The 10,665-nt window shown below is 72.3% G+C and carries 9 protein-coding genes; 7 read left to right on the plus strand and 2 right to left on the minus strand.

Features of this window, described 5'->3' with window-relative positions; translation table 11 throughout:
- From JNK30_RS16235 to JNK30_RS16250, 4 genes are all read left to right on the plus strand, one after another.
- The coding region (locus JNK30_RS16235) for a beta-galactosidase (protein WP_293483723.1) at positions 1-1,920 on the plus strand (1,920 nt) is incomplete at its 5' end.
- Positions 1,917-2,534, plus strand: coding sequence for a TetR/AcrR family transcriptional regulator (locus JNK30_RS16240; protein ID WP_293483725.1), 618 nt, complete (start codon positions 1,917-1,919; stop codon positions 2,532-2,534). The genes JNK30_RS16235 and JNK30_RS16240, both read left to right, overlap by 4 nt.
- 98 nt (positions 2,535-2,632) lie before the next feature.
- Positions 2,633-3,541, plus strand: a complete 909-nt coding sequence (locus JNK30_RS16245; protein WP_293483726.1) for an SMP-30/gluconolactonase/LRE family protein — start codon at positions 2,633-2,635, stop codon at positions 3,539-3,541.
- Positions 3,542-3,573: 32 nt separating this feature from the next.
- A complete protein-coding gene (locus JNK30_RS16250) occupies positions 3,574-4,629 on the plus strand; it encodes a LacI family DNA-binding transcriptional regulator (protein WP_293483728.1) in 1,056 nt (351 codons plus the stop codon).
- Between the two features lie 97 nt (positions 4,630-4,726).
- On the opposite strand, the gene JNK30_RS16255 is transcribed toward JNK30_RS16250, so the two are convergent.
- Both JNK30_RS16255 and JNK30_RS16260 read right to left on the minus strand, forming a co-directional pair.
- Positions 4,727-5,803, minus strand: a complete 1,077-nt coding sequence (locus JNK30_RS16255) for a hypothetical protein (RefSeq protein ID WP_293483729.1) — start codon at positions 5,801-5,803, stop codon at positions 4,727-4,729.
- A 56-nt stretch (positions 5,804-5,859) separates the two neighbouring features.
- The gene (locus tag JNK30_RS16260) at positions 5,860-6,546 is read right to left on the minus strand and encodes a DnaJ domain-containing protein (protein WP_293483731.1); all 687 of its coding nucleotides are present in this window, start codon (positions 6,544-6,546) and stop codon (positions 5,860-5,862) included.
- Between the two features lie 91 nt (positions 6,547-6,637).
- Here JNK30_RS16260 and pdxH point away from each other — a divergent pair, with 91 nt between their 5' ends.
- The 3 genes from pdxH (at position 6,638) to JNK30_RS16275 (ending at position 10,569) form a co-directional block, all read left to right on the plus strand.
- On the plus strand, positions 6,638-7,303 hold the full coding sequence (gene pdxH / locus JNK30_RS16265; protein WP_293483732.1) for a pyridoxamine 5'-phosphate oxidase: 666 nt from the start codon (positions 6,638-6,640) through the stop codon (positions 7,301-7,303).
- Positions 7,300-8,796, plus strand: a complete 1,497-nt coding sequence (locus JNK30_RS16270) for a bifunctional aminoglycoside phosphotransferase/ATP-binding protein (RefSeq protein WP_293483734.1) — start codon at positions 7,300-7,302, stop codon at positions 8,794-8,796. Before pdxH ends, JNK30_RS16270 begins: the two co-directional genes overlap by 4 nt.
- A gap of 126 nt (positions 8,797-8,922) precedes the next feature.
- The gene (locus tag JNK30_RS16275; protein ID WP_293483735.1) at positions 8,923-10,569 is read left to right on the plus strand and encodes a long-chain-fatty-acid--CoA ligase; all 1,647 of its coding nucleotides are present in this window, start codon (positions 8,923-8,925) and stop codon (positions 10,567-10,569) included.
- Positions 10,570-10,665: the final 96 nt, after the last annotated feature.

Genomic DNA, 10,665 nt, shown 5'->3' on the forward strand with positions numbered 1-10,665 from the left:
CACTGGCCCGAGGCGCTTTGGGCGGACGACGCGCGGCGGATGGCCGAGCTGGGCATCCACTGGGTGCGCATCGGCGAGTTCGCCTGGAGCCGGATCGAGCCCGAGCCGGGCCGCTTCGACTGGGCATGGCTGGACCGCGCCGTCGAGACCCTCGCCTCCGCGGGGCTCCGGATCGTCATGTGCACGCCCACGGCCACGCCCCCCAAGTGGCTGGTCGACGCGAACCCGGACATGCTGGCGCTCGATGCGTCGGGCCGCCCGCGCGGCTTCGGCTCGCGCCGCCACTACTGCTTTTCCAGTGAGGCCTACCGCGCCGAGTGCGCGCGGATCACGGAGGCGGTGGCGGGACGCTACGGGCGGCATCCCGCGGTCGGCGCCTGGCAGACCGACAACGAGTACGGCTGTCACGACACCACGATCAGCTACTCGCCCGCGGCGGCGCGGGCGTTCCGCGAGTGGCTGGCGCAGCGCTACCAGTCGGTCGAGGCGCTCAACCGCGCGTGGGGCGCGGTGTTCTGGTCGCAGGAGTACCGCGACTTCGACGAGGTCCAGCCGCCCAACCTCACCGTGACCGAGGCCAACCCCAGCCACCGCCTGGACTACAACCGCTTCGCCTCGGACGAGGTGGCGAGGTTCAACCGGCTGCAGGTGGAGATCATCCGCCGCCTCTCTCCCGGGCGCGACGTGACCCACAACTTCATGGGCTTCTACACCGAGTTCGACCACTTCCAGGTCGGCGCTGACCTGGATGTGGCGAGCTGGGACTCCTACCCGCTGGGCTTCCTGGAGCAGTTCTGGTTTCCGGACACGGAGAAGCTTCGGTACCTGCGCCAGGGGCATCCGGACATCTCGGGCTTCCACCACGACCTCTACCGGGGCGTAGGGCGCGGACGCTGGTGGGTGATGGAGCAGCAGCCTGGGCCGGTGAACTGGGCCCGCTACAATCCCGCGCCGCTGCCGGGCGCCGTGCGGACGTGGACGTGGGAAGCGTTCGCGCACGGCGCGGAGGTCGTCAGCTACTTCCGCTGGCGGCAAGTCCCGTTCGCCCAGGAGCAGATGCACGCCGGCCTGAACCGGCCCGACAACGTGCTGGACCGCGGCGGCGAGGAAGCGCGCCAGGCGGCCCTCGAGCTGAGGGAGATCGGCGCCCTGGCGCCGTGCCGGCGGGCGCCCGTGGCGCTCGTCTTCAGCTACGAGGCCGACTGGCAGTTCGGCATCCAACCCCACGCCCAGGGCTTCCGTTGGCTGCGGCTGGCCTTCGAGATGTACTCTGCGCTTCGACGGCTGGGCCTCGATGTCGACATCGTGCCGCCCGACGCCGACCTGTCCGGTTACGGGCTTGTCGTCGCCCCGTCGCTCCCGATCCTGAGCGAAGAGACGCTGGCGGCGCTGGCCGCCTCGGGCGCCGTCGTGCTGCTGGGCCCCAGGACCGGCTCGCGCACCCGCGACGGGCACATTCCCGCGGACCTGCCGCCCGGTCCGCTGCAGGCGCGACTGGCCCTGCGCGTGGTCCGTGTGGAGAGCCTGAGGCCGGGCGCGGGCCCGCAGGTGAAGACGGGCGGCCGTGTCTGGGACGCCCGCCTGTGGCGCGAGGTCCTCGAGACGGAACTCCCCGCGCGGGCGGTGTTCGCGGACGGCGGGGCGGCCTGGGTCTCGAACGGTCCCTGGCACTATCTGGCGACCTGGCCCGAGACCGAGCTGCTGGACCATGTGATCGCCACCCTCGCGCTCGAGGCCGGACTGCCGGTGCAGGTCCTGGAGGAGGGCGTGCGGCTGCGTCGCCGCGGCGGCCTGTGCTTCGCCTTCAACCTCTCGCCGGAGATGCGGCGCACGCCGGCCCCGCCCGACGCCGCCTTCGTGCTCGGCGGGGCGAGCCTGCCCGCGGCGGGCGTCGCGGCCTGGCGCATGGCGGACCTGTGAGCGGCGCCGCGTCCGTCCCGCGCAGGCGCACCCGGCTCTCCCCCGAGATCCGCCGCCGGCAGATCCTCGACGAGGCGGCGCAGCTCATCCTGGCCGAGGGACTCTATGCGGTCAGCATGGAGCGGCTGGCGCGCGAGGTCGGGATCAGCAAGGGGCTCGTCTACAACTACTTCCCGAGCCGCGACGCCCTGCTCGCCGCGTTGCTGGGCCGCGAGCAGGGCGAACTGCGCGACCGCGGCATGGCGAGCGCCCTGCGCGCGGAGACCTTCGCGGACCTGATCGCCCAGACCACGCGCCTCTATCTCGAACAGACCCGCGACCGGGGCGCCCTGATCGCCGCGCTGTTGGCCGATCCCTCGGTGGCCGCCCTCATGCAGGCGGAAACCCGCGCCGACCGGGAACGCACCGTGCGCTTCTTCGTGCGCGCGACGCGCCGCGAGTACGGCCTGCCGCTGCCCGTCGCGATCGCCGCCGTCGAGATGACCTCGGCGGTGACGGACCGCGCCGGGCGCCTCGTGGGCGAGGGGCAGCTCGATGTGGAGACCGCCACCGGGATGTGCGTCAGCCTGATCACCGGCGGGCTGGAAAGCCTGAGCCGCCGGTTCAGGGCCTGAAGCCGCGGCCGCCGCGCGACCCTTGCCGGCGCTCCGCGTTGACGCCGTGCGGCCCCAGCGGGCCACATGGGTTCGATCGCTTGGCAGGGATGCGCCGGATGTCGCCTGAATGTGTCGTGAGCTTCGAGGACCGGTTGGGCGAGGGGCCATGCTGGTCGCCCGAGGAGGGCCGGCTCTACTGGTTCGACATCAAGGCGGGGGCCCTGAACTGGTTCGCGCCGGAAACGGGCGAGAGCCGGCGCAGGGTGCTCGGGCTCCGCGCCAGCGCCGCCGTCGTCTGCCGTGGCGGGGGCCTCGTGATGGCGACCGAGCGGGGACTGGCGCATTGGCGTCCTGACGCGGAGGACCTCCGGATCGTGCAGCCGGTCGAGCTGGACGCGGGGTTCCGCACGAACGACGGCAAGATCGATCCGAAGGGCGACTTCTGGTGGAGCACCATGGACGACGACGGCGGTCGCCGCCCGGGCCGCCTCTACCGCACCGGGCCCTCGGGCGACACCGAAGGCGTCCTCGACGGCGTCCACATCGCCAACACGGTCTGCTTCACGGCGGACGGCCGGCGGCTCTTCCTCGCCGATTCCAGCGTCCAGACGATCTACGCCTACGACACCGCCGACCTCTCGCACCGCTCCGTCTTCGCCCACACGCGCGGCGAGCCGGCCACGCCGGACGGGGGCGCCGTCGACGCCGAGGGGTTCCTGTGGAACGCGCAGTGGGGCGGCTTCCGGCTGGTCCGATATGCGCCGGACGGCCGCATCGACCGGGTCGTGCCGATGCCGGTCGGGCAGCCCACGAGCTGCGCCTTCGGCGGCGCGGACCTCGCGACCCTCTTCATCACCAGCGCCTGGGACGGCCTGCCGGACGCGGACCGCGATGCGCAGCCGCTGGCCGGCGGTCTCTTCGCCTTTAGGCCGGGCGTGGCGGGCCTGCCCCTCCCCAGCTTCCAGCCGACCTTCATCGATCCGGCTCCGGGCGCGCCCGGGGAAGAGTCGGGCCGATCGGACTAGGCGATCGGGAGCCATTCTCGTAAGGCTGAGCCATGCGGCCGACCATCAAAGACGTCTCGGACATGGCCGGCGTGTCGATGAAGACCGTCTCGCGGGTCCTCAACAAGGAGAAGTACGTCTCGGAGCGGACGCGGCTCGCGGTCGAGCGGGCCATGGCCGAGCTCAACTTCCAGCCCAGCGTGGCGGCCCGGATCCTGAAGGGCAGCCGCAGCTATCAGATCGCACTGATCTACGACAACCACAGCCCCCACTACATCCACCAGATCCAGACCGGCGTCTGGGCGCGCTGCATCGAGGAGGGCGTGCGGCTGCTGGCCCAGCCCTCGGACGTCGCCTCGCCCAACCTGGCGCGCGAGATCGGAGGGCTCGTGGACCAGACACAGGTCGACGGCGTGATCCTGTCCTCGCCGGTCACCGACGCCGCCGCCGCCCTGGCCGAGCTCGACCGGCGCGGCGTGCCGTACGTCCGCATCTCGCCGGGCACCGAGCACGACCGCAGCTCCTCCGTCTCGATGGACGACGTCCAGGCCGCCGACGACATGACCAGCCATCTCATCGCGCTGGGGCACCGCCGGATCGGGTTCATCATCGGCCACAGCAATCATGCCGCCAGCGATCTGCGGCTGTTCGGCTATCGCCGGGCGCTGGACCGGGCGGGGCTGGCGTTCGAGCCCAAGTACGTGCGGCCGGGCCAGTTCGACTTCGCCTCCGGCGAGGCGGCCGCCGACGTCTTGCTCGATCTGCCGCAGCGGCCGACGGCGATCTTCGCCAGCAACGACGACATGGCGGCCGGCGTGCTGACGGTGGCGCACCGCCGCGGACTTTCGGTGCCGGGAGACCTGTCGGTCGCCGGATTCGACGACACGGCCCTCGCCAGCCAGCTCTGGCCGCCGCTGACCACCGTGCGCCAGCCCACCCGCGAACTGGCCTACGCCGCCGCGAGCCTCCTCTTCGGGGTGGAGGACGAGGTCGTGCATCGCCGGCTGCCGCACGAGCTGGTCATCCGCGGATCCACCGCGGCGCCGGCCAAGCCAAGGTCGGTGCCTCGATCACCTGGCCCAGAAGGCGATGGTTGCGGCGAGGGCTAGGGTTGAGAGGACGGTCCCGGCGGTTCGGTCGTGGGGATGGCGTGGCGTCGCCGGTCCATGAGCCTGTCGGCATCGGCGGACGAGGCGGGCCGGCGGTCTAGGGCGGCGGCCCGAATGCGCGGCCGAAGTGGATCAGGGCCTGTTCGATCGCGGCGCGGTGGGTCTGGCTGCGCGGGACGCCGACCGCGCAGAGGTCCCTGACTGCCGCCTCTCCGGCGGGCGTGCAGCGGGACAGGAAGTCGTAGTGGCCGACGCCGGGGAGGACCTTCAGGCGGGCGCCCGGGATCATCCGTGCGGCGTAGCTGCCGTTGGTGTTCGGCGGCGCGACCTCGTCGGCGTCGCCCACCACGATGGCGACGGGGATGCGCAGGCCCTGCAGGCTGGGCAGGTCCAGCGCCTGGACGATCGCGGGGGCCATGGCGAAGGCGGCGCGGACCTCGGGCACGCTCAGGTCGCCGGCGGCGCGGTCCACGGCCGCCTTCGCTTCGGGGCTTTCGAGGAAGGCCACGGCCTGGTCGATGGTGAGGGTCGGAAGCTCCTTCTGCGGCCTGCAGACGCCGTCGTTGGGCCGTTCCCGGCAGAAGGTCTTGAAACGCGAGACGTCCACCCGCGCGCCGGCGGCGACGAGGCTCGTGAAGCCGCCGGCGGAAAAGCCCGCGACGCCCACCTTCGCCAGGTCGAGGCGGCGGCCGAGCTCCGGGTCCTGGCGGACGCGGGCGAGCGCCGCGGCCAGGTCGCCCGGCCGCTCCCAGAAGAGGGCCGCCCCGGCGACCGTCATCGGATCGACGCCATTGTTGCCGGGATGGTCGACGGCGATGACGACGTACCCCTGCGCGGCCATCACCGTCCCGAACCAGCCCATCATCCGCGCGGCGCCGCCGAACCCGTGCGAGAACAGGATGACAGGCCGCCGCCGGTCGTCGGCGAAGCCCGCGTTCGGGGCCGCCTCTCCCACGTAGAACAGCGGGTTCTCCGGCGGGCCGATGAGGATGTCCTCCTCGGGCGTCAGGTCGTTCGCCGGATACCAGACGGTGATGCGCAGGGCGTCCCTGTGCTGCGCGTCGCGCAGCGGCGCCGTCGGCTGGGTCGTCTGGAAGTGGCGCTCGCCCACCGGGTAGGCGAGGGCGGCCGTCGCCCACAGGGAGGCCAGCACGGCCAGCAGAATCGTCCTCATCGCGCCCTCCGCACGCCCTGGAGTAGCCGAGCGGAATCCCGCCGTCACGGGCGGGGCTAGGCGGCCCAGGCGGCTGCGAAGCGGCGCAGGAGCGCCATGGCGGCGCTGTCGGCCAGGCCGGGGGCGGCGGTCAGGCGGATGAACATGTGCCCCTTGGGGCGGCGGCCGCGGGCGGGGAGCCCCTCGTCCTCGAGCCGGACGAGGCCGCGCTCGGCGGCCTTGCGGTCGATCCAGACGCTGCGCGGACCGAGCGGGGTCTCCAGCGTGATGCGCCCGCCCTTCTTCAGGGTGGCGGCCGACACCTTGGCGGTGAGCCAGAGGTCGTCGCCGCGGACCAGCACGCCGTCGTGGGCGCGGACGTAGACGCAGAGCTCGGCGCCGCCGGCCAGCACCTTGTCGCCCGATCGCAGGCCCGGCGGCAGGCTGATGCGGATGATCCGTCCGTCCGGGAAGCGATGGTCCACGTCGCCGCCCTCCAGGGCGAGCCTGGGGCTGATCTCGAGGTCGGGGTCCGGGCTCGGCCGCGGGCGGACGGGCGGGGCGGTGAACGTCTCGGGATCCTGCAGGCGCTGGTAGGCGTCGACCACCTGGCGGAAGGCGCCGGCGTCGCCGCCGGCGTCGGGATGGGCGCGGCGGGCGGCCTCACGGAAGGCCTGCCGCACCTCCGCCGGCGTCGCGGCGGAGGTCACGCCCAGCACCTCGCGGGCGTCCCTCATCGACATCTCGGGCATCGGCCGAGTCATGAGCGGCGAGATTAAGGTGAACGACCTCAACGCTCCGTTAAGGCGGGTTAAGCGCTCGCAAGGGGCTTGCGCCTCGCGCTATAGGGCGAGCGTGACCGACAAGACGCTCATCCCGCCGTCGCCCAGCGAGGACGACTATGTCCGGCAGGTGACCGCCGCCGAACCGCCGCCGCTGCTCAGCGAAGCGGACCCCTTCGCGCTCTTCCAGGAGTGGTTCGCCGAGGCGCTCCAGAAGGAGCCGAACGACGCCAACGCCATGGCGCTGGCGACCGCCGACGCCGACGGGCTGCCGGACGTGCGGATGGTCCTGCTGAAGGACGTCGATCCGGCGGGCTTCGTCTTCTACACCAACCTGGGCAGCGCCAAGGGCCAGGAACTGGCCGCCAACCCGCAGGCGGCGCTGCTGTTCCACTGGAAGTCGCTGCGCCGGCAGGTGCGGGTGCGCGGCGCCGTCTCGCGGACCACAGACGCCGAGGCCGACGCCTATTTCGCCACGCGGGCGCGGCCGGCCCAGCTGGGAGCCTGGGCCTCGGACCAGTCGCGGACGCTGCCCGACCGGCTGGCGCTGGAGAAGCGGATCGCCGAGGTGGGCCTGCGCTTCGGCCTGGGCAAGGTCCCGCGGCCGCCGCACTGGTCGGGGTTCCGGGTCGAGCCGCAGACGATCGAGTTCTGGCGCGACCGGCCGTTCCGGCTGCACGAGCGGCTGGTGTTCGACAGGGCCGAAGGCGGCTGGACCACGCGCCGACTGTTCCCTTGAGCGCGTTCGACGCCCCGACCGGGCTGGAAGCCGAGCTGATGGCCTGGTTCGCCGGGCGCACGCAGCGGACCATCGACACGGCCTGCGCCCACGTGTTCCTGGCGCCCGACGCGGCCTGGAAGATCAAGCGCCACGCCGACCTGGGGTACGCCGACTTCTCGACGCCCGAACGGCGCAGGTGGGCGCTGGACCGCGAGCTGGAGTTCAACCGGGCCACTGCGCCGGACATCTATCGCGCCGTGCGCCGGGTCACCCGCGAGCCGGGCGGAGGCTTCGCCATCGACGGCGCCGGCGAGACCGTCGAGCACGTGCTGGAAATGCGCCGGTTCGACGAGCGCGGGGTGCTCTCGGCCCAGCCCGAGGCGGTCGACGGCGACCTGGCAGACGGGCTCGGCCGGACCATCGCCGGCTTCCATGCCGCCGCGCCGCTGCGGCCCGCGGGCGGGCTCACGGCGCTCTCGTTCACCGTCGGCTCGAACGCGCAGCTGCTGCGCGAGACGTGCCAGGGCCTGGACCAGGCCCGGGTCGAGGTGATGGTCGAGGCGACCGAGGCCGCGCTGGAGGCGCAGGCGGCGCTGCTGGCGCACCGCGCGGCGACCGGCTTCTCCCGCCGCTGCCACGGCGACCTGCACCTCGGCAACATCCTGCTGGAGAACGGACGGCCGGTGCTGTTCGACTGCATCGAGTTCAACGACCTGCTGTCGGACCTGGACGTCCTGTACGACCTGGCCTTCCTGCTGATGGACCTGGATTTCCGCGACCGTCGCGACGCGGCGGTGCGGGCGCTCTCGGGCTACCTCGACGAGGCGGCGCGCAGCTTCCCCGCCGAGATCTGGGACGGCCTGGCGGCCCTGCCGCTGATGCTGTCGGTGCGGGCCGGGGTCCGGGCGCACGTGATGGCGCATTCGAACGACGCGGAGACGGGCCGCGCCTATGTGGAGGCGGCCATCGCCCACCTGTCGCCGCCGCCGCCGGTGCTCGCCGCGGTGGGCGGCCTGTCGGGGTCGGGCAAGTCGAGGTTCGCCCGGGCGATCGCGCCGGCGCTGGGCGCGTCCCCGGGCGCGGTGATCCTGCGGACCGACGAGGTGAGGAAGCGCCTGGCGGGCGTGGCGCCCACGGATCGGTTGCCGCCGGAGGCCTACGCGCCCGAGCACTACGCCCGCACCTACGACACCCTGTTCGAGAGCGCCCGCGCCCTGCTCAGGGCCGGCCGCGCCGTGGTGCTGGACGCGACCTTCCTGGACCCGGCGCTGAGGGCCCGCGCCGAGGCGCTGGCCTCTGCGTGCGGCGTCCCGTTCCGCCCGGCCTGGCTGGACGCCCCGCTGGCGGTGCTGGAGGCGCGGGTGGCGGGCCGCGAGGGCGACGCCTCGGACGCCACGGTCGAGGTGCTGCCCGACCAGGCGGCGCGGCTGGCCGCACAGGATCTCGCCTGGCCGCGCGTGAACACCGATGCGGAGCAGGGCGCCGCCGCGCGGGCGTGGCTCGCGGGCTGACCTTGCGGCGCGTCGGCGGTGGTCGAGGCCGCGCCCGCGCCGCGGAGCGCAGGGCCGTTGCGGAACGCGCATCCGCTCACTAAGCGTGCTCAGTAACTTACGAACGATAAGTCGGGAGACGCTTGCATGTTGGGCCTGATGCAGAACTGGCCGATGACCGTCGATCGGATCCTCGATCACGCCAAGGCCTGGCACGGGGACCGCGAGATCGTCAGCCGGTCCGTCGAGGGGCCGATCGTGCGCAGCAACTGGGCCGAGGTGCACGCCCGCGCCAAGCGGCTGTCGAACGCGCTGAAGGGCCTGGGCGTGCAGGTCGGCGACCGGATCGGCACCCTGGCCTGGAACACCGGACGGCACATCGAAGCCTGGTACGGGATCATGGGCATCGGGGCCGTCTGCCACACGCTCAACCCGCGGCTCTTCGCCGAGCAGCTCTGCTACATCATCAACCACGCCGAAGACCGGATCATCTTCACCGACCTGACCTTCGTGCCGATCCTGGCCGAGAACCGGGCCAAGATGCCGTGCGTGGAGCACATCGTGGTGATGACCGACCGCGAGGGCATGAAGGGCGTGAACCTGCCGGGCGCCCTGTGCTTCGAGGACCTGGTCGACGGCGCGTCGGCCGACTGCGCGTGGGGCGGCTTCGACGAGAACACCGCCTCCAGCCTCTGCTACACCTCGGGCACGACGGGCAATCCGAAGGGCGTCCTCTACTCGCACCGGTCGAACTTCCTGCACACGCTGGTGACGCTGGGCGTCGACGTCATGGGGCTCTCGGCGCGCGACACGGTGCTGCCGGTGGTGCCGATGTTCCACGCCAACGCCTGGGGCCTGGCGTTCTCGTGCGCCGCAGCGGGCTGCAAGATGGTGATGCCGGGGCAGAAGCTGGACGGCCCGTCGGTGCACGAACTGCTGGAGAGCGAGGGCGTGACCTTCTCGGCGGCCGTGCCCACCGTCTGGCTGGGCCTGCTGCAGCACCTGCGCGCCACCGGCGGCAAGCTCTCCACGCTGAAGCGCGTGGTGATCGGCGGCTCGGCGGTTCCGGAGGCGATCGTCCGCGGCTTCCGCGACGAGCACGGGGTGGACGTGACCCACGCCTGGGGCATGACCGAGATGTCGCCGCTGGGCACGCTCTCGGCGCCCAACGCCAAGGTCGCGGCCATGAGCGCCGAGGACCAGCTCCGCTACAAGCTGAAGCAGGGCCGTCCGCCGGTGGGCGTGGACATGAAGCTCGAGGACGACGCGGGCAAGCGCATCGCGCACGACGGCGCCACGTTCGGCCGGCTGATGGTGAAGGGCCCCTTCATCGTCGGCAGCTACTTCAAGGGCGAAGGCGGCCAGATCCTCGACGACGAGGGCTTCTTCGACACCGGCGACGTCGCCACCATCGACGGCGACGGCTACATGCAGATCACGGACCGGGCCAAGGACGTCATCAAGTCCGGCGGCGAGTGGATCTCGACCATCGAGATCGAGAACATCGCGGTCGGCCACCCCACGGCGGCCAACGCCGCGGTGATCGGCGCCTATCATCCCAAGTGGGACGAACGGCCCGTGCTGCTGGTGCAGCTGAAGCCGGGCGAGACCGCCACCAAGGACGACTACCTGAAGTTCCTGGACGGCAAGATCGCCAAATGGTGGACCCCCGACGACGTGGTCTTCGTCGAGAACATCCCGCTGGGCGCGACCGGCAAGATCGACAAGAAGCTGATCCGCGAACAGATGAAGGACTACGTCCTGCCGACCGCGCAGGTGGCGGAAAAGGCTTAGGGCCGACCTCCGTGTGCATCTGGATCCCGGCCTTCGCCGGGAGGGGCGGGGCTCCAGAGTGATCCGACTGACCGAGGCCACGACCGAAGAGCACGG

Origin of the sequence: Phenylobacterium sp., assembly GCF_016793225.1 — a bacterium.
Classification (GTDB): domain Bacteria; phylum Pseudomonadota; class Alphaproteobacteria; order Caulobacterales; family Caulobacteraceae; genus Phenylobacterium.

Excerpts from the sequence above, each read along its gene's own strand:
- JNK30_RS16245 (WP_293483726.1), top strand. The coding sequence starts at position 2,633 with ATGTCGCCTGAATGTGTCGTGAGCTTCGAGGACCGGTTGGGCGAGGGG.
- JNK30_RS16250 (WP_293483728.1), top strand. The coding sequence starts at position 3,574 with ATGCGGCCGACCATCAAAGACGTCTCGGACATGGCCGGCGTGTCGATG.
- JNK30_RS16255 (WP_293483729.1), bottom strand. The coding sequence starts at position 5,803 with ATGAGGACGATTCTGCTGGCCGTGCTGGCCTCCCTGTGGGCGACGGCC.
- JNK30_RS16260 (WP_293483731.1), bottom strand. The coding sequence starts at position 6,546 with ATGACTCGGCCGATGCCCGAGATGTCGATGAGGGACGCCCGCGAGGTG.
- JNK30_RS16275 (WP_293483735.1), top strand. The coding sequence starts at position 8,923 with ATGTTGGGCCTGATGCAGAACTGGCCGATGACCGTCGATCGGATCCTC.